A 19,199-nucleotide genomic window follows, 5' to 3' on the forward strand; every position below is an offset into this window, starting at 1 on the left:
CCAGCCCCCGCTCACCCGCGCCACTGGAAGTCGGACGGCTGGAGCACCCCGGGCACCACCAGGTACGGCGCCCGCACCGGCCGGAACAGCGGATCCCGCGCCACCGCGTGCGACGCCGACAGCTCCCGCTCCCCCAGCGTGTCCTGCACCAGCACCAGCACCGGCGCCGAGAACGTCCCGTCCGCCCGCACCACCACCGGCGCCGACGCCACCGTCACGCCCCGGCTCCACACCAGCCGTACCGTCACGCCCGGCGGGAACGACCGACCGCTCGCCTGCGTCACCGAACCCGGCGGCCCCAGCGGCGGATCGAGCACCAGCACCGGCGCGCGCACCGTGACCGCCGCGCTCGCCGTGTTGTTCGCCGGGTTCGAGTCCGAGCCCGTCGTCGTCACCGTCGCCGTCACCGATCCCGTCAGCGCCCGCTCCGCCGCCAGCACCAGCGTCACCGGAAGCCGCCCGCGCGGGGCCAGGGTGCCCAGCGGACAGCCCGCCGCCGTCACGCACGCCGGCCGGCTCGCCGACAGCACCCGCATCCCCGCCGGCGGAACCACCCGCAGCGTCAGCCCGGTCGCCGTGACCGCCCCGCCGTTGCGGACGATCACCTCGGCCGTCACCCGGCCTCCCGTGTACGCGGTACGGGGTCCCGCCGTCACCGCCACGTGCGGATCGGCGTACCGGGCCGTCGGCGGCGGCCGGTCCGGCCGCCCGTCCACCCGCAGGGGCGCCGCCGCGGAGTTGTTCGCCGGGTTCGAGTCGGTCCCGGCGGCGGTGACCGTACCGGCCACACTGCCGCTCAGCGGCGTATCCGCCGTCACCACCCGGGTCACCGTCACCACCGCCCCCGGCGCGAGGTCCCCGAGCTCGCACCCGGCGTCCGCGGGCGGCAGGCACGCGGGCGGCGGGGGAACCGGCGGCAGCGGCCCCGGCGGCGCGGACACCACCCGCACCCCGGCCGGCAGCACGGGCGTCAGGACCACGCCCCGGGCCGTCGCGTCGCCGAGGTTGCGCACCGTCCACACCACCGTCGACAGGTCCCGGGTGAGGATCCGGGCAGGGGTGGCGGTCACCGAGACCGCCGCGTCGGGCAGCCGCGGGTCGACCACCGTCAGGTCCACGGACGCGCTGTCGTTCTCCGAGTCCGGGTCGACGGTCGCGGTCGACGCCGCGCCCTCGATCGCGCCCGAGAAGGCGTTCGCCGCGGTGTAGCCGAGCGTCACCTTCTTCTCCGCACCCGGCGGCAGGGCGCCGAGCACGCAGCCGGCCGCCGGGCACGCCGTACCCGACACCAGGGTCAGGCCCGGCGGCACGGTCAGCTTCAGCACGACGTCGGCGGCGATGGCCGTACCGGCGTTCCGTACGGTGAACTCGACCACCGAGGGGTCGTTGATCTGCACCACCGGCGGGGTGGCCGTCGCCGTCACCACCAGGTCCGCGGCGACCACCGACACCACGAGCGCCGCGGTGTTGTCGGCCGCCCGGTGATCGGGCAGGCTGCCCTCCACGGCCGCCTCGATCCGCTGGTCGCCCAGCGCGGCCCCCTTCAGGGCGAGCCGGAACTCCGCGGTCCCGCCGGAGACCAGGAGCCCCACCGTGCACACCAGCACCTCAGGCGCCCCCGCGTCCGGCGCGCAGCCGGCCGGCAGCGGACCGTCGGGCGTCAGACCGGCCGGCAGCCGCACCCGCACCGCGGTGCCGGGAGAGTCCGCGATGCCGTCGTTCCCCGCCCCGACCACCACCTGCGCCGTACTGCCCAGCAGCAGCGGCGAGTCGGCCGTCGTGACGGACACGTGCAGGTCGGCGCTGGGCTCCCAGGTGGGCTGGGACTGGCTGCTGCGGATCTTGTCGGGCAGGATCCGCACCGACTCCCCGGCGGGGTCGAGGACCGCGATCCGGCGCACCCGGCCGCCGTCGCCGTACGACTGCCGCACGTCGACGGCGAGCTGCCGGCCGTCCGGCGACCAGGCGGGGTTGTCCGGCTCGGAGTACGGGTCGTCCCAGGAGGACGAGGGCACGCGCAACGGGCACGCGGTGAGCCGGGGCAGCACGCCCCGGCAGCCGCTCCCGTCGTCGGCCACGGCGAGCACCATCCGCGGGCCTTCGTAGCCGGCGAAGGCCGGGAGGGCGGAGAAGCCGGAGACACGGGAGAAGCCGGAGAAGGCGGCGAGGTTGATCCGGGGCGGGACGTAGGTCGTGGTCTGCCGTACGAAGACGAGGTCGCGGGTCCCGGGCCGGAAGGCGGGCCGTACGTCGACCACCCGGCAGGGGTCTTCGACGGGACAGGTACGGAGGGACAGGTCGGTCTGGGCACCCGTGGCCGCGGCGGGCGCGGTCCAGATGTGCCGGTCCCGCCCGTCCTCGACGGCGGCCGGGACGGCGGCCGGCGCGGCGACGGGGGCCGCGGGCCCGGCGGGGGCAGCGGCGGGGGGCGCCACGACGGGCAGCGCGGCCGACCGGCCGGCCAGCGGCATCAGCCCCGACGCAAGCGGAGCCTGCCCGGACCCCGTCGGCGCCGTGCCGGGCCCTCCCGACGGCGGGGGCACCAGCAGCGACCCCGGTTCGGGCACCGAAATCGGCGGCGGCTGGCACGAACTCCACCGCGAGAACGCCAGCCGCGAGCCGTCCGGCGACCACGCCGGATCGCGGTCGTCCGAATCGCAGGTCCAGCCGCCCTCCCCCGCCCGCTTCGGCACGACGTACAACAACACCCCGGCCCCGGCACCCGCCGAGACGTCGACGACAGCGATCTGCGCCCGCGGATGCGCATTGTCCGGCTCGGGCAACTGCCAGCGCGCAAAAGCCAGTTTGGTTCCGTCCGGAGACCAGGCCGGGCGGCCGTGGTGCTCGTCGACACCCATCCCCGCGTAGCGCAGCGGCACCGCCGCCGCCAACCGGCCCGTCTCCCCGACGAGGATCTCCTCACCCGCCGGAGACTCCGGCTCCCCCGTCGTCCGTACGAACGCCATCCGCCGGGAGTCCGGTGCGTACGCCGGGTCGGACAGATCGCTCTCCACACCCTGCGCCGCCCGCAGCTGCAGCCGGTCCAGCGGCACGTCGGGACGCGAACTCTCGATCGCGAACCGCTCCGGGTCCAGCCCGCCCAGCAGCGGGACCGCCACCCCGCCCGCCGGGGTGTACCAGCCCACCGACTCCGTCTCGTAGTCCACCACGGCGTCGGGGTCGAACAGCGGCTCCCCGCGGCACAGGCACGGCCGCCGGTCCGCGTCGACGAGGTACGGCTCACCCGTCAGGAACAGCAGCTGCGCACCGTCCGGGGACCACGCCACGCCGTGCCGCGCCTCCTCGTCGTCGCCCACCGCGAGGATCCGCTGCGGCACCGCGCCGCCGCCCCCGGCCGGCACGACCGCCAGCGCCTGGTCGACGAGCCGGCCGTCGCTGGTGTCCCGCTCGTAGAGGGTCACGTACGCGACCCTGTCCTCACTGCCCGGCCCGCCCGGCTCCCACACCGGCTTCGCGGCGGGCACGGAGGGCGGCGAGACCGGCCGTACGGCACCGCCCGCGGCCACCGTCGTACGGAACGCCCGCGCGTCCCGCGTGAACACCAGCTCCGTGCCGTCCGGGGACCAGTCCGCCCAGTCCGCGTCCTTGACGGCCTCCCGCAGCCCCGTGCCGTCCGTGCGGACGATCCACACCGCGGGCTCGGAGTCGCTGCCGGTCCTGCCCCTCGTGTCGTCACACCGGTAACCCGAAGTGGAGCTCAGGTCGCCGTCGTCGTTCTCCCAGGACACGAAGGCGATCCACTGCCGGTCCGGGGAGAGCACGGGGTCGGCGATCCGCCACCCCGCCCGCGCGTGGACGAGCGTCACGGGCCCGTCCCCGACCCGCCGGAACAGCCCTTCTCCGGTGCCGTGCCGGTCACTGACCCACACCAGGTCGTCGCCGCGCGCCGTGGCCTGGCAGTCGTTGCCCGCCTGCCCGACCGGCAGCAGCGGCGCGAGCGTGCCGCCCCTGCCGACGGTGGCGAGGCTGCGGTGCGGGCCGTGGCCGATGTACGCGAGGCGCCCGGGGGCCGGATCGGCTGCCGCGGCCGCGGCCGCGGAGGATGCGGCGACCGTAACGGCGGCGGGCCCGGCCGCCGGCAACGCCGCGGAAACGGCCGCGGGCAGCACGAGGGCGAGCAGCAGCACCAGCCCGCGCCGCCCCCACGCCGGTACTCGTGTGGGTCCCCGGAGTTCACCTCTGCGCACGTGCCTCCTCCTCCAGAGAAACCGTGGCGCGCCGCCGCCCCGGCGGCAGCCCGGCGAGGGGCAGCGCTTCGGGTACCACCCGGTGCCCGATGAGGCACGCCCCGCGATCACGCGGCCGGGGAACCCAGCCGCCGGATCAGCACCCGGGAAGCCTTTCCGTCGAATCAGCGGATCAGCGGATCAGCGGATCAGCGGATCAGATGAAGCCCTGCCGCATCGCGTACGCCACCGCGTGCGAGCGGTTGCGCAGCTGGAGCCTGGTCGTCACGTCGTGGAGGATGTTCTTGACCGTGCGCTCCGAGAACGCCAGCGCCCGCGCGATCTCCGCGGTGTCACTGCCCTCGGCGACCAGCCTCAGCACGTCGATCTCCCGCGGCGCGAGCCCCGTGAACGCCAGCCCCCGCGGGTCCAGCACCTGCCGCTGCAACCGCCCCACCTGGTCCAGCAGCCGCCCCAGCAGGTCCGCCGGCACACTGCCCTCCCCGCGCGCGGCCGCCGTGATGACCTGCACGAGCCGGTCCGACGAGGCCTCGGCACGGCGTACGACGCCCACGACCCCGCATTCGACGGCGGCCACCAGCCCGGCGTCGTCGATCTCCGTGGCCACGAGGACGATCCGGCTGTCCCCGGCCCGCTGGTAGCGGCGCAGGGTCTGCAATTCTGTCTCACCGACCCGGTCGGCCGACACGACGGCGACGGTCACGGCCCCGGGACCGGCGCCGGGACCGCTCCCGGCACAGGCATTCAGGTGCGAACGAGCGCGCGCGCCCGGCCCGGAACGTGCCGCCGCCCCTGCCCGATCGGCCTCCCGGGCGTGCTCCCGCGCCGACTCCCGCCCGTGCTCCCGCACCTGGTCCCCGGCGGAGTCCTCCTCGTCCGTCAGCAGCCTCAGCTCGGGGCAGTTCCGCAGCTGCCCCGCCAGCCCCGCCTGCGAGATCGGGTCCTGCGCGGTCAGCCGCACCGGGATCCGCTCGGCGCCGCTCTCACCGTGATAGCGCATGGCGCACACTCCCCCTTGTTCGGCGGAGGGCCCCACCTCTCCGCTCGTACGGGACCAGTGAACACCCGGGCAGTCAGCAGGAACTCCACGCGGACTCAACGGGCGGACCCAACGGGCAATGCAGCATGCCCCCGGGTGTGTCCGTACGGGAGCGGCGGGGCCTCCGCCGCCGTCCCTACCGTCCTTTCATGACCACTTCCGCTCATCTGGACGCCTCGCCCGCCCCGGTGCTGCCCGGCGAGGAAGCCCGGATCCCGCTCGAACTCCACAACAGCGGGAACGTCGTCGAGCACTACGCCTTCGAGGTGCTCGGCCCGGCCGCACGGTGGACGGTGGTCGAACCCGCCACGCTGTCGCTCTATCCCGAGACGTCGGGCCAGGTGGAACTGGTCGTGCGGCCCCCGCGCGACACCACGGTCCCGCCGGGCGAACTGACGTACGGAGTACGCGTCCTCGCCCAGGAGCAGCCGCAGCACTCCACGGTGCCGGAAGGCGTCCTGCACATCCGCGCCTACGCCGACTTCGCCGCGGAGCTGACCCCGCGGCTGGGCCAGAGCCGGACCCGGGCCGCGTACCGGGTGGCGCTGGACAACCGCGGCAACTACCCGCTGACGGTCGCCCTTTCGGGCAAGGACGCGGGCGAGCTCCTGACCTTCGGCCGGCCCGCCGCCGCCACCCGCGTGGAACCGGGGATGGCGGCGTTCGTGAAGGTCCCGGTCAAGCCGAAGCGGTGGCTGTGGCGCGGCACGGCCGTACCGCACACCTTCCAGATCACCGCGACCCCGGACGCCGGACCCGACGGAGCCCCCGAGGTGGCCCCGGCCGTCCTCGACGGCACGCTGCTCCAGCGCCCGGTGATCTCACCGGGGCTGGTGAAGGTCCTGATCGCGCTGCTCGTCCTGCTGTTGGTACTGGCCGGCCTGTGGTTCGGGCTGCTGCGCCCGGTGGTGCGCAGTGCCGCGAAGGAGGCGGTGAAGGGACCCGTGAAGGCCGCGGAGTCCAAGGCGGCCGAGGCGAAGGAGGCGGCGGAGGAGGCCAAGGAGGCCGCTTCGGCCGGCGCCGGCGGCTCCCCGGGAGGGTCCCCGGGCGGCTCGCCCTCCCCGTCGCCCTCCACTTCCGTGAAGCCGGGCGAGGGCCCGGCCCCGCAGCCGCAGGCGGCCCTGTTCTCGCACCGCCTGACCGCGAGCGCCCCGGCGAACGGCACGGACTCGGCGACGTACAAGGTCCCGGACGACAAGGTGCTCCGCCTGACCGACCTGGTCCTGGAGAACCCCCAGGGCGACACCGGCACGGTGACGATCTCCGTCGGCGGCAAACCCCTTCTGGCCCCGGCGCTGGAGAACTTCCGCGAACAGGACTTCCACTGGGCGTCCGCGATCATGGCGGCCGCCAAGCAGGAGATCACCGTCACCCTCACCTGCCGCACGGTGGGCCGCCCCCCGTCGGGCCCGGCCCCGACGAAGTGCACGACGGCGGCGCTGTTCAGCGGCACGCTGGAATAGCCGCCGCCGGTCAACCGGCCGGCGCGGGACGGCGCACACGGCGGTACGGCGGTACGGCGGTACGGCGGTACGGCACGAACGGCGGGCGGGCTGCTGCCTGTCGGTGTTTGCCCACCCGCCTCCCCGGCCGGTCGGGCTTGTACGGCAATCGGCACGACGGTGGGGCGGGGGCGGCGCTCCGCTGGCTCCTGACGGTCCCCGCAGGCGGGTCCGGCGCATCGGCACTCGGCTGAGCCGAGGTCTGCTGCGGTCAGGATGACGGCGGGGCGGTGGCGGGGGCGTGTTTCCGGTGGGTCGGGGTTTGGGCGGTTCTCCGTGGTCTGCCCGCATGTCTGAGTGTCCGTCCGTGCCGGGCCGTGCCGTCAAGGGCGCTCCTCCTCGTTCCTCGTCGTCGCGTCGCTTCGCGATTCCGCTTCGCTCCACCCTTGACCGCCCGTCCCGTCCCGGAAGTCCACAGACTTGCGAGCATCCCCCGGAGGGGGAGGGATGGCAGGGGGGACGGGACCCGGTGCCGGTCCCCCTGGCCGACCGGTCGGGTCAGGGGCGCGGGCCCGCCCTCCGGGCGGAAAGGCACGCGACAGATCGCTACACAGCCGAGGCCGACCGGCGGCCGGCGGACCGGCCGTGGCCGGACATAAGCCGCCCACGATCGCTACACAGCCGCGGCCGACCGGCGGCCTGCGGACCGGCCGTGGCCGGACATAGACCGCCCACGATCGCTACACAGCCGCGGCCGACCGGCGCCCTGCGGACCGGCCGTGGCCGGACATAGACCGCCAGCGGCCGCCGGACAGCCGTGGTCGTCCGGCGGCGGATGCCTGTCTGTAGCAGAGCTCGGTGGGAGGGCCGTCAGGCCGCAGGACGGAGGTGCGCACGGCGGGAAAGCCGCCGACGGCGGGTGGCCGACCACTGGGAGACCTCAGCCATGCCCTCCCATCGGCAGCGGCCGGGCATAGGCCACCAACGGCCGCCAAACCGCCACGGCTGGCCGTCGGCCGCCAATCGGCCTCGGCTGTGTAGCGATCGATGGCGGCCTATGCCCAGCCACGGCCGGTCCGGTAGCCGCCAGTCGGCCGCCGGTGTGTAGCGATCGTGGGCGGCTTATGACCGGCCCCGGACGGCCGCCGGCCGCCGGTCGGCCTCGGCTGTGTAGCGATCTGCCGCGTGCCCTTTCCGCCCGGAGGGCGGCACCCCGCGCCCCCGACCCCGCTCCGCGGGCCCAGGGGGACCAGCTCTGGGTCCCGTCCCCCCTGCCATCCCTCCCCCTCCGGGGGATGCTCGCAAGTCTGTGGACTTCCGGGACGACGCCTGGAGTCAAGGGTGGAGCGAAGCGGAATCGCGAAGCGACGCGACCGAAGGGAGCGCCCTTGACGCCGGGCGGCGGCACGGACGGACACTCAGACATGCGGGCAGACCACGGAGAACCCCGCCACCCCGACCCACCGGAAACACGCCCCCGCCACCGCCCCGCCGTCATCCTGACCGCAGCACACCTCGGCTCCGCCGAGTGCCGATGCGCCGGACCCGCCTGCGGGGACCGTCAGGAGCCAGCGCGGCACCGGACCCCGCCCCGCCGTCGTGCCGATTGCCGCTTGGGGGAGGAGGGCAGCCCCAGCGGAGCCCCCACGCCCCCGACGGCTCCGTCACCCCCGACCAGGGCAAGGGCGGCTCCCAGCCCCCGGCTTCGGCGACGCCCCGTACGGTACGAGCACCGCCGAGGGGTCGTCCGCCGGGGTCTGGCGACGTGCGTTCCGGGCGAAGTGGAAGGCGCACTCGACCGACGTGTCGAGGACCAGTGCCGTCACCGGACGGTCCGACAGGGGCGTCTCCTCGGGGCCGATGCGGTAGTGCGGGCGGACGACCCCGTCGTCCGGTTCGTTGTGGTGGACGGAGGCGAAGCCGTCGCCCCCGGCCGCCCACTGTCCGCTGACCCGCCAGGTGTAGCGGAGCTCCAGCCGCACGTCCCCTCGCTCCCCCGTGCAATGCCAGCGGAAGCGGCCGACGGACATCTCGCCGCTGATGCTGTCGAAGCGGCTCCAGCCCCGGCCGTCGGCGAAGAAGACGAGCTCGCTCGTCTCCATCGCTCCCAGGTCGAAGGGCTGGCTGTACCAGCCGCCTACCAGGCGTTCATCCAGAAAGGTCACCCACTGATGATCGCCGGTGCGTGCCTTGCTCCGCTCCGCGCCTACAGGCTGAGCGCGTCCTCCGCGTTGCCCATCCACGCCGTCACGGAGTTCTTGTCGGAGACGTACAGGCCGGGCGTCGACGCCTTGAGCGGCTTCTGCTCCAGGTCGGACTCGGTGTTCATGGTCATCTCGATCGAGTCGACGGTCTTGCCCGAGCCGTCGTTGATGCCGCCCATCAGCCCGGCGTAGGCCGACTCGCCCGGTTCGAGCCTGAGGGCGTCCTCGATGCCGGGGGCCGGGCCGCGTTCCGTGGCCTGGCCGTCGAGGTCGCCGAAGGTCACGACCGGGTGGCCGAGCACCTTGCACGCCTTGGCGGCCTTGTTGGTGATCTTCAGGAGGTAGCTGCTGGTCGTGGGTTCCGCGCGGGTGGCGGTGAACTTCACGTCGTACGTGCTGCACGGGAAGACGTCGTAATCGGAGCCGGGCGTCGGGGACTTCGACGGCCCGGTGGTGGGCTTCGCCGGACCGGTCGGGCTCTCCGGACTCTTCGGGCTCGTCGGGCTCGCTGTCGTTCCGCCGGTCCCGCCCGACGCTTCGTCTTCCGTCGGCCCGCAGGCAGTCATCAGGGCCAGCGCGGATACGGCGGTGAGGACGGCAGCGACTCTGCGTGAAGTACTCATGGGTGTTCTCCCGGATGAGAAGCGCACGGTGCGCGCTGGGCTGAGCACCAGCGTCCCGGAGAAGCTTCACAGCTTGGTGACGGCGCCTTGCCGACTCCACCACGGTTTCCGCCCTCGCGGGGCGCCCTGCGCTGCGGGAGACTGAAGACGGGGACCCAACTCACCGTGGAGGAGCCATGACGGCAACGACGCGGGACCAGACACCCGTGGCCTTTTCGAACGACGGCGCCGAGCTGCGAACGCAGGAGATCGGCGGCGGTTTCTCCGTAGCATTTGTCGAGTTCGCCAAGGGTACGGACATGACCCCGGCCTTCAAGGGCCTGCCGGGCGATCTGTGCACGTGCCCGCACTGGGGCTACGTCCTCAAGGGCGTGGTGCGCCTGCACAGCACCGACGGGGACCAGGACTACAAGGCCGGAGAGGTCTTCTACTGGGCACCGGGCCATGCACCTGAAGCGATGGAGGACTGCGAGTTCATCGACTTCTCGCCGATCGAGGAGTTCCAGAAGGTCGTCACCCAGGTCGCCAAGAACCTCGATGTGAACCCCGGAAGATGAACCCCAGAAGGTGATCGCTGGACTCAACCGCTCTGCCCCACCCTCTCGCTGCCCTCCCAGAACTTGGCCAGCGCTCCTTCCCGGTACGGCGCCGGGCTCACGCTCAGTTCGCCCGCGAACGGCCGGTCGAGTACGAGCACCAGCAGCAGGCTGAAGCCGATGAGTGCGGCCACCGAGGCGACGAACAGCAGCTGCATGCGCAGGCTGCGCAGCCCGTAGAGGAACGTCAGCGGGATGATCACGAGCGCGCCGCCGAAGACGAGGACCTGGAGCAGCGTAGGGAGTTCGGTCGTGGCCAGGTTGATGCGTTCGCGGCGCTGGGCGGCGGAGTCGTTCAGGTTGGCCGCCGCCTCCTCGTAGAAGGTCTGGGTGCGCGTACTGGCCGGCTCGTAGGCCTGCAGGGCCTGGTACATCGCCTCGACGTGCGGGGCCGTGGTCGCGTAACTGGGCGTCCCGTCGCGCATCTTGGGCCACTGGACCTCGACGACCGCGTGGACGTACTCCCCGACCGCACGGTCGATGCGGGCGCGCTCGGCGGGCGGGAAGACCTCGGCGCTGCGAACGACGAGGGCGAGGTCGGTGGCTTCCTGGGAGACCACGGTCTGGGTGTGGTCGAGCTGCGTCCACAGGGTGACCACGACGAACGCGAGGATGATCCCGTAGATCGCGCCGAACATGCCGAGTACGACGCCGACCATCTCGTTGTGCTCGCCCTGCGCGAGCCGGGGGTGGACGCGGCGGGCGGTGAGGCTGCCCAGTACGGCGAGGACGACGATCGCCCCCACGAGCACCAGCGAGAGCGTGAACGTACTGAGGTGGTTGAGCAGCCAGAGCGACACGGTCGCCGTCCCCCCGAGGAAACTGAAGAATCGTTTGCCGGGCATGTTGATCAACGACGGCCCGGCGTGCGGGTCACCCCGCCCGCTCCTCGCCGAACATCCGCTCGCGGGCGTCGATCAGCTCGTCCCAGTGCTCCCGCGTCCACTCGCACGCCGCGTCCAGCGGGCCCAGCAGGCCGCGCCCCAGCGGCGTGAGGGCGTACTCGACGCGCCGCGGGCCGGGTTCCCCGGACTCCGTACGGGCCACGAAGCCGTCCCGCTCCAGGGCGCGCAGGGACTGGGTGAGGACCTTGGCGGTGACGCCGCGCAGCGGCACCCGCAGCTCGGAGAAGCGGCGCGGGCGGTCCTCGAGGCAGCGCAGGATCATCCCGGCCCACTTGTCGCCGACGCGGAAGGGCATGAGGTCAGAGGGGCAGACCTCGTCGAACATCTCCGGGTCGAGGGCATCGGCGGGGCGGCGGCCGGCGAGGGAGTCACGGTGTGCGGTCACCGGGTCACGGTAGCCGCGGTACCCGGGAGGTAACCACGTCCCCGGCTAGCGTCCTGATCGTCGACCGGCAGACGGCCGGGAGACAGACGAACGGGGTGGGTCATGAGCGGGACGACGAGCGGGATCGCGAACGGGACGGCGAGCGGGTCCGGCGGCGGGATTCTGGTGTGGGGCGCGGGCGGGCGGGTCGGCCGGGCCGTGGTCGCGGAGGCGCGTCGCCGCGGGTACGAGGTCACGGAGGCCGGGCGGCGGGACGGCGACGTCACTGACGCGGAGGCGGTGGCCCGGCTCGCAGACGGGCACGCCGCGGTGGTGGCCGCGGTGTACGACCCGGCTGCGGATCCGGGGGTGTTCTTCCCGGCGGCCGCGCGGGCCCTGCTGGCGGGGGCGGCGAAGGCGGGTGCGCAGCGGCTCGTGGTGGCCGGACTGGCGTCCGTCCTGCCCACGGAGGGCGGGACCCTCCTGATGGACACGGCGGGTTACCCGCAGGATTACCGGGCGTTCTACGAGGGCCACGGGGCCGGGGTGGACGTGCTGCGGCAGGACGGCGCGGCGGCGGGGGACGGCACGGCCGGGGCCGGGGTGGACTGGCTGGTGGTGTCCCCCGCCGGGGACTTCGATCACGGTGCCGCGGCGCGCGGCGGGTACGCGGTGGTGCCCGCCGACGCGGACGGCCGGATCACTCATGCGGATTTCGCGGTGGCGGTGCTCGACGAGATCGAGCGGCCGGCGCACCACCGGACCCATGTGGGCGTGGTGGCGGACTGACGCCGGGCCCGCCGCTCCGCGGCTACCCGGACATCGGGACACCCGGCTGGTTCAGCCCTTCAGCCGTTGAGCCACCTCGGCCGTTCAGTCGCTCGGCCGCTCGGCCGCTCGGCCACTCCGCAGCTCAGCCGCTGAGGCCGGCAGATCCGGCGACGGCGCCGAGGGGGCCCGCGACCGCGGGGGCCGGGCCGGCCAGGGCGGTGCCGAGGCCCTCGTCGGCGGCGGCCGTGGCGATCTGGGCCTGCTCCAGGGTCTCGCCGGGGTTCTCCGTCAGGTCCATGAGCTGGGAGACGGCGTTGCCCGAGGGGAATCCGTCGTCGGCCTGGGCGACGGCGGGGGCGGCGCCCAGGGCCGCGCCCGCCAGGGTCAGGGCGGTGAGGGTGCGCTTCACGTGCTGCATGGACTTCACGGACTTCACGGACGTCACGGCCTTCGTGGGCTTCAAGGGCTTCATGCCGGGATCAACGACACCGGTCAGCACGGGTCACCACCGGTCCGCGGATACGCGGATGCCCGGTGCCGTTCGGAGGAACGAACGGCACCGGGCATCCGGCTGCACAGTGGATCGAGTGGCGCGACGGGCGGCGCGGTGCGGGTCTGGGGTCCTTAGTCTTCGACCACCAGTGCCGGGGTGTCCTTGGTCAGGACCTCACCGCGGAAGAAGGCCGGGCTGCGGCGCTCCGTGATGACCATGATGACGAGGCCGAGGGCCAGCAGGCCGACGCCGATGACGAAGACGCTGCCGACGCCGAGGACCGTGGAGCCGGAGCCGTAGGCCGGGTCCCACATGTCGTAGAGGGTCTTGAAGAAGACGGCCGCCAGGAGCACGCCGCCGAGCAGCGGGGCGACGCCCTTGAAGAGCAGGTCCTTGCCGGAGCGCGTGAGCTCCTTGCGGAAGTACCAGGCGCAGGCGAAGGCCGTCAGCGAGTAGTAGAAGCAGATCATCAGGCCGAGGGCGAAGATCGTGTCCGTGAGGACGTTCTCGCTGACCAGGGTCATGACCGTGTAGAAGACGCCGGTCGCGACGCCCGCCATGACCGTGGCGCGGCCCGGGGTCTTGAACTTCGGGTGGACCTTGGCGTAGCTGGGCGGCAGGGCCTCGTACGTGGACATGGCCAGGACCGTGCGGGCCACCGGGATGAAGGTGGTCTGCAGGGAGGCGGTGGCGGAGGCGAGGACCGCGAGGAAGAGCAGGATGCCGAGCAGCGGGCCCATGACCGGGCCGGCGAGGGCGGCGAAGACGTTGTCGGAGGTCTCCGGGTTGGCGAGGCCGAGGCCCTTGTCGCCGGAGCCGACGGCCATCTGCGCGGCGACGCCGGTGGCGAGGTACGAGCCGACCAGGACGACCATGGCGACGAGCGCGGCGCGGCCCGGGGTCTTGGCGGAGCCGGTGGTCTCCTCGTTGGTGGCCAGGCAGGCGTCCCAGCCCCAGTACATGAAGATCGAGAGGGAGAGGCCGGCGGTGAAGGCGGCCATCGACTCGACGGCGAAGGGGTTCATCCAGGACCAGGAGAAGTCCAGGCCGGTGTCGAAGGAGCCGGCGGAGGCCTTCTGGAAGGCCATGGCGATGAAGAGGCCGAGGACGACGAGCTGGAGGCCGACGAGTGCGTACTGGACGCCCTTGGTGGCGGTCATGCCGCGGTAGCTGATGGCGGTCGCGACGGCGATCAGCAGCAGGCAGGTGCTGATGTGGACGAGCTTGTTGTCGTCCAGGGCGGCGATCGACGGGTTGTTCGTGATCTCCCCGGCGAGCAGCCAGAAGTACGAGGTGGCGACGCCGGCCAGGTTCGAGAGGACGATGATCGTGGCGATCACGAGGCCCCAGCCGCACATCCAGCCGACGCGGGGGCCGAAGGCCTTGACCGTCCAGGTGAAGGAGGTGCCGCAGTCCGGCATGGCCTTGTTGAGCTCGCGGTACGCGAAGGCGACCAGCAGCATGGGGAGGAAGCCGGCGAGGAAGACGGCCGGCATCTGCAGGCCGACCTCGCCTGCGGTGGACCCGAGGGTCGAGGTGAGGCAGTACACGGGGGCGACGGTCGAGATGCCGATCACGGCACTTCCCACGAGGCCTACGGAGCCCTTGCCGAGGCCCTTGCCGCGATAGTCGCCGCCCTCGGCGACGCCGCTTACCGTGTCTCCGGCCTGCTGCCGTACGTCCAGCTGTGTCATGGGTCGAGACGGTAGACGCTGCGGTTTCCATATCCGGAGGAGTCAAGTCCGCATACCGGACTCGCAAAACCCCTTGGAACCTTGAGGTCGAGAGACTTAACGATCACGCAATGAAAGGTTCACAAGCGCGCCGGTCGTCGTTTCGACGAGCCCGCCCCTCCGCTTCCGCTAGACGGAAACCGCAGCCGTGTCCGTTTTGCACCATTCAAAACTTTCCGGGTCAATATTTGGCCCACCCGGTTTCGGCCGGATCGCGCCGCTCGGAGGGGCCGGGCGGTCCTTCTGCACCGTGCCCGCGCCCGCCACCGACGGATCCGGTCGTGCGGGCCCGTTGTCAGTGCCGCTCGACACACTGGGCACATGCCCACCGCGGACGAACTCCTCAGCGCCCACACCGTCGGAGAACTGGCCGGTCACCTCTCCGGACGCCTCTCAGGTCACGTCTCCGGACGCCTCTCCGGTCCCCCCGCCCCCGCGCTGCGGGCCCTCGCGCACGCCCCCGCCCTCGACGGGCTGTCGTTCAGCACCCGCGTCGCGGCCGTCCGCGACGCCGTCCTCACCGACCTCCCCGACGACTGGACCGGCTTCGAGGCCGTCGTGCGCGGCGCCCTCGCCGACCCGGGGTTCGACGGCTGGATGACCTGCCCCGTCAACGAGGCCGTGGCGGTGCGCGCCCTCCACCAGGGCGGATCCGCGTTCGAGGCCGGGCTCGCGCTGCTGCACGACCTGACCCCGCGGCTGACCGCCGAGTCGGCCGTACGGCCCTTCCTGCGCGCCGATCCGCAGCGGGCCCTGGCCGTGATATCGGGCTGGACCGCCGACCCGGACCCGCACGTGCGCCGCCTCGCCAGCGAGGGCACCCGGCCGCGGCTGCCGTGGGCCCCGCAGCTGCCCGCGTTCATCGCCGACCCGAGGCCCGCCCGGCCGCTGCTGGACGCGCTCTACCGCGACGCCTCCGACTACGTCCGCCGGTCCGTCTCCAACCACCTCAACGACATCAGCCGCGACCACCCAGAGCTGGCCGTCGGGATCGCCGCGGGCTGGCTGGCGGCGCCCGCGGCCGACGGCACCACCGACCGCACCGTCCGGCACGGGCTGCGCACCCTGATCAAGGCGGGGCGCGCCGACGCCCTGACCCTGCTGGGGCACTCCCCGGACGTGCCGGTCGAGGTGCGGGGGCCCGTCGTGAGCACCCCGCACGTCGCGGTCGGCGAGTACCTGGTCTTCGACTACGCCGTCACCAACACCGGCGACGCGCCCGCCGAGCTGGTCGTCGACTACGTCATCCACCACGTGAAGGCGAACGGCTCCCGGACCCCGAAGGTCTTCAAGCTCGCCACGCGCCCCCTGGCCCCGGGCGAGCGGCTCACCGGTACCCGCCGCCACTCCTTCAAGCCGATCACCACCCGCCGCTACCACTCCGGCGAGCACCTGGTGCAGCTCCAGGTCAACGGCCGGGTCCAGGGAGAGGCCGGGTTCTCCCTGGACGCCGGCTGACGTACCGCCTCCGGGCGGCGGTCAGGTCGTCCACACGATCGACTGCATCTCGCTGTACGCGTGCAGGGCGTACGAGCCCACGTCCCGGCCCACGCCCGACCGCTTGAACCCGCCGAAGGGGGCCTCCATGTTCCGGCCGATCGTGTTCACGCCGACCCCGCCCGAGCGCAGCCGCCGCGCCACCCGGAAGGCCCGCGACACGTCACCCGACCACACGTAGCTGAGCAGGCCGAAGTCGCTGTCGTTGGCCAGCGCCACCGCCTCCTCCTCCGTGTCGAAGGGGACCACCGCGACCACCGGGCCGAAGATCTCCTCCCGCACCACCCGCATGTCGTTGGTGCAGTCGGCCAGCAGCGTCGGGGCCACGTAGAAGCCCTTGCCGTCCGCGCGGACGGCCGGGCGCTCGCCACCCGCGACGATCCGGGCGCCTTCCTTCCTGCCCAGCTCGACGTACGACTCGACGCGGTCGCGGTGCGCCGCCGAGATCACCGGGCCGACGACCGTGCCCGGGACCGAAGGTTCGCCGACCTTCATGAAGGCCAGGTAGCCCGTGAGCTTCTCGAGCAGCGCGTCGTGGACCGCGCGCTGCACGAGCACCCGGGTCGGCGCCGTGCAGATCTGACCGCTGTAGAAGGAGAAGGTCGTGCCGATGCCCATCACGGCCGCGGTGAGGCCCGCGTCGTCCAAGTCCTCGAAGACGACCGCCGCCCCCTTGCCGCCCAGCTCCATCAGCTGCCGCTTCATCGACCGCCCGCACACCTCGGCGATCTTCTGGCCGACGGCGGTGGAGCCGGTGAAGGACACCATGTCGACGTCCGGCGAGTCGACGGCGGCCTCGCCGACGGCCACCGACCGGCCGTTGACGACGTTGACGACACCTGCCGGGACCCCGGCCTCGTGCAGGGCCTGCGCCATCTTGAACACCGACAGCGGATCCTGCGGCGCGGGCTTGACCACCACGGTGTTGCCCATGGCCAGCGCGGGGGCGACCTTGCCCGCGGGGTTCGCCCACGGGTTGTTGTACGAGGTGATGCACGTGACCACGCCGACCGGCTGGCGCACCTCCAGCGCGCCCAGCACGCTCGCCTTCCCCATCGGGCCGGCCTCGGTGACCTGCGGCGGCAGCCCGCGCTCCACCGGCTCCAGCGCGCCCTTCGCGTACCGCCGGAAGCGGGCCACGCCCACCCCGACCTGCATCCCGCGGGCGATGCCGGTCGGCGCGCCGGTCTCCGCCTGCGCGAGCCGCGTCCACGGCTCGAACTCGCGCTGCATGACGTCCGCGGCCCGGTCCAGGATCGCGGCCCGCTCCTCGGGCGCCGTACGCGACCAGCCCTCGAAGGCCTCCCGGGCCGCCCGCGCCGCCTCCTGCACCTGCTCGCGCGAGGCCTCCGGGGCGAGCCCGACGACCGATTCGTCCGCCGGGTCGACGACCTCGTAGTGCCCGCCCGCCGGCTCCACCCACTCGCCGCCGACGTACAACCGCTGGGGCGTGCCGCTCATCGGGTGCTCACCGTCCTCGTGTCGCGACCGGAGCGGAGCACGGTGCCCGGCACCGCGCCGGTCACCCGGTCGTCGCGGATCGTCTCGACGCCGTTGACGCGCACCGACACGATGCCGATCGCCTTCGCGTCCAGCCGCGGGCTGTCGCCGGGCAGGTCGTGCACGAGCGTCGCGGGCCCGGCCTCGATCCGCTCGGGGTCGAAGAGCACCAGGTCCGCGTGCCAGCCCTCGGCTATCCGGCCGCGCTCGCGCAGCCCGAAGAGCTGCGCGGGATCGTCGGTGAGCATCCGTACCGCCTGCTCCAGCGGGACCAGCTTGCGGCCGCGCAGGCAGTCCCCGAGGAAGCGGGTGGTGTACGGGGCGCCGCACATCCGGTCCAGGTGCGCGCCGGCGTCGGAGCCGCCGAGCATGACGTCCTCGTGCTGCCAGGTCTCGGCGCGCAGCGCCCAGCTGTCGGGGTCGTTGTCCGTGGGCATGGGCCACAGCACGGTCCGCAGGTCGTCGTTGGCGCAGATCTCGACCAGGCACTGGAAGTCGTCCTGGCCTCGCTCGGCGGCGATGTCCTTGACGACCCGGCCGGACAGGCCCTCGTTCTCGCGGCTGTAGGTGTCGCCGATGACGTACCGGCCGAAGTGGGCGAGGCGCCGGAAGACGCCGGCCTCCTTGCTGTCGGCGCGGCGCAGCATCTCGGCCCGTACGGACGGGTCGCGGAGCTTGGCGATCCGCTCGGGCAGGGGCAGGCCGAGGACCTCGCCCCAGCCGGGGATGAGGTTGAGCGCGCAGAAGGTGCCCAGCGACATGTTCATGGGCGTGAGGATCGGCATGGTCAGCGCGACGATCCGGCCGCCGGCCTTGCGGGCCCGTTCGCTGGGGATCAGCTGGCGGGGGACGCGCTCGGGGACGGCCGCGTCGATGGTGAGGACGTTCCAGTTCAGGGGCCGGCCGGCGGCGGCGCTCATCTCCACGAAGAGGTCGATCTCCTCGTCCGAGAACTGGTCGAGGCAGCCGGCGACGATGGCCTCCAGCTGGGTGCCTTCGTGTTCGGCCACCGCGCGGGAGAGGGCGAGCAGCTCCTCGGGGCCGGCGTGCCGGGAGGCGACGGGTGCGCCGTCGCCGTCGGAGTGGGTGGCGGACTGGGTGGTGGACAGGCCCCAGGCGCCGGCCGCCATGGCGTCGTGGAAGAGGTCCAGCATCTGCTGGAGCTGCTGGGGGGTGGGCTGCCCGCCGACGGCGTCCTCGCCCATGACGTGGCGGCGCAGGGCGCAGTGGCCGACCATGAAGCCCGCGTTGACGGCGATCCGCCCCTCCAGGGCGTCGAGGTACTCGCCGAAGGTGTGCCAGGACCAGTCGACGCCCTCTTCGAGTGCCTTGAGGGCCATGCCCTCGACCTTGCTCATCATGCGGCGCGTGTAGTCGGCGTCCTCTGGGCGGGCCGGGTTGAGCGGGGCCAGCGTGAATCCGCAGTTGCCGCCGGCGACGGTGGTGACCCCGTGGTTCATCGAAGGGGTGGCGTACGGGTCCCAGAAGAGCTGGGCGTCGTAGTGGGTGTGCGGGTCGACGAAGCCGGGGGTGAGGACCAGCCCGGTGGCGTCCTCGCTGGTGCGGGCCTCTTCCGTGACGGTCCCGGGCGCGGCGACGACGACGATCCGCCCGTCGCGGATGCCGACGTCTGCGACGCGGGCGGGGGTGCCGGTGCCGTCCACGACGGTCGCGCCCTTGATCAAGTGGTCGAGCATGACGTCCCTTCTCCGTTGCGTTGCGGTACTCGGTCGCGCGGCAGCGGCGCCGCTGGGGGGGGGGGGGGGGGGAGGGCTGGCCGACCCCCACACACCGACGGGAGGGGAGGGGGGGAGTCGCACTGCC

Annotated in this window: 14 protein-coding genes; 4 read left to right on the forward strand and 10 right to left on the reverse strand. The window is 73.3% G+C overall.

Annotated features, from left to right (window positions below):
* Nucleotides 1-11: 11 nt before the first annotated feature.
* Nucleotides 12-4,208: a hypothetical protein gene (locus ACZ7H1_RS05520; protein WP_470783964.1), complete on the reverse strand. Its 4,197-nt coding sequence runs from the start codon at nucleotides 4,206-4,208 to the stop codon at nucleotides 12-14.
* A 196-nt stretch (nucleotides 4,209-4,404) separates the two neighbouring features.
* Nucleotides 4,405-5,208 carry a response regulator transcription factor gene (locus ACZ7H1_RS05525; RefSeq protein WP_470783965.1) on the reverse strand — a complete coding sequence of 268 codons (804 nt, stop codon included), beginning with the start codon at nucleotides 5,206-5,208 and terminating at the stop codon, nucleotides 4,405-4,407.
* A 188-nt stretch (nucleotides 5,209-5,396) separates the two neighbouring features.
* On the opposite strand from ACZ7H1_RS05525, the gene ACZ7H1_RS05530 reads away from it, so the two are divergent.
* Nucleotides 5,397-6,710: a COG1470 family protein gene (locus ACZ7H1_RS05530; protein WP_470783966.1), complete on the forward strand. Its 1,314-nt coding sequence runs from the start codon at nucleotides 5,397-5,399 to the stop codon at nucleotides 6,708-6,710.
* A gap of 1,643 nt (nucleotides 6,711-8,353) precedes the next feature.
* On the opposite strand, the gene ACZ7H1_RS05535 is transcribed toward ACZ7H1_RS05530, so the two are convergent.
* A complete protein-coding gene (locus ACZ7H1_RS05535) occupies nucleotides 8,354-8,854 on the reverse strand; it encodes a hypothetical protein (RefSeq protein WP_470783968.1) in 501 nt (166 codons plus the stop codon).
* 41 nt (nucleotides 8,855-8,895) lie between these two features.
* Complete coding sequence (locus ACZ7H1_RS05540; RefSeq protein ID WP_470783969.1) at nucleotides 8,896-9,516, reverse strand: DUF4232 domain-containing protein; 621 nt, start codon at nucleotides 9,514-9,516, stop codon at nucleotides 8,896-8,898.
* 176 nt (nucleotides 9,517-9,692) lie between these two features.
* Between ACZ7H1_RS05540 and ACZ7H1_RS05545 the strand changes: the two genes are divergently transcribed.
* Entirely contained in the window at nucleotides 9,693-10,073 is a 381-nt protein-coding gene (locus ACZ7H1_RS05545; protein ID WP_470783971.1) for a cupin domain-containing protein, read from the forward strand.
* A gap of 23 nt (nucleotides 10,074-10,096) precedes the next feature.
* Here the strand turns inward: ACZ7H1_RS05545 and ACZ7H1_RS05550 are convergent, their stop codons facing one another.
* Complete coding sequence (locus ACZ7H1_RS05550; RefSeq protein ID WP_470783973.1) at nucleotides 10,097-10,912, reverse strand: bestrophin-like domain; 816 nt, start codon at nucleotides 10,910-10,912, stop codon at nucleotides 10,097-10,099.
* A gap of 73 nt (nucleotides 10,913-10,985) precedes the next feature.
* Nucleotides 10,986-11,342 (reverse strand): winged helix-turn-helix transcriptional regulator, encoded by a 357-nt coding sequence (locus tag ACZ7H1_RS05555; protein WP_470784024.1) that lies wholly within the window; start codon nucleotides 11,340-11,342, stop codon nucleotides 10,986-10,988.
* A gap of 162 nt (nucleotides 11,343-11,504) precedes the next feature.
* Here ACZ7H1_RS05555 and ACZ7H1_RS05560 point away from each other — a divergent pair, with 162 nt between their 5' ends.
* On the forward strand, nucleotides 11,505-12,170 hold the full coding sequence (locus ACZ7H1_RS05560; RefSeq protein WP_470783975.1) for an NAD(P)-dependent oxidoreductase: 666 nt from the start codon (nucleotides 11,505-11,507) through the stop codon (nucleotides 12,168-12,170).
* Nucleotides 12,171-12,294: 124 nt separating this feature from the next.
* Here the strand turns inward: ACZ7H1_RS05560 and ACZ7H1_RS05565 are convergent, their stop codons facing one another.
* Entirely contained in the window at nucleotides 12,295-12,624 is a 330-nt protein-coding gene (locus tag ACZ7H1_RS05565) for a hypothetical protein (protein ID WP_470783977.1), read from the reverse strand.
* A gap of 152 nt (nucleotides 12,625-12,776) precedes the next feature.
* Nucleotides 12,777-14,339 carry an APC family permease gene (locus ACZ7H1_RS05570; RefSeq protein WP_470783979.1) on the reverse strand — a complete coding sequence of 521 codons (1,563 nt, stop codon included), beginning with the start codon at nucleotides 14,337-14,339 and terminating at the stop codon, nucleotides 12,777-12,779.
* 360 nt (nucleotides 14,340-14,699) lie between these two features.
* Between ACZ7H1_RS05570 and ACZ7H1_RS05575 the strand changes: the two genes are divergently transcribed.
* Nucleotides 14,700-15,836, forward strand: coding sequence for a DNA alkylation repair protein (locus tag ACZ7H1_RS05575; RefSeq protein ID WP_470783980.1), 1,137 nt, complete (start codon nucleotides 14,700-14,702; stop codon nucleotides 15,834-15,836).
* 21 nt (nucleotides 15,837-15,857) lie between these two features.
* On the opposite strand, the gene ACZ7H1_RS05580 is transcribed toward ACZ7H1_RS05575, so the two are convergent.
* Entirely contained in the window at nucleotides 15,858-17,336 is a 1,479-nt protein-coding gene (locus ACZ7H1_RS05580) for an aldehyde dehydrogenase family protein (RefSeq protein ID WP_470783982.1), read from the reverse strand.
* Nucleotides 17,333-19,072, reverse strand: coding sequence for an N-acyl-D-amino-acid deacylase family protein (locus ACZ7H1_RS05585; protein WP_470783984.1), 1,740 nt, complete (start codon nucleotides 19,070-19,072; stop codon nucleotides 17,333-17,335). Before ACZ7H1_RS05585 ends, ACZ7H1_RS05580 begins: the two co-directional genes overlap by 4 nt.
* Between the last annotated feature and the right edge of the window lie 127 nt (nucleotides 19,073-19,199).

This window comes from Streptomyces sp. NPDC037401, from assembly GCF_055602345.1.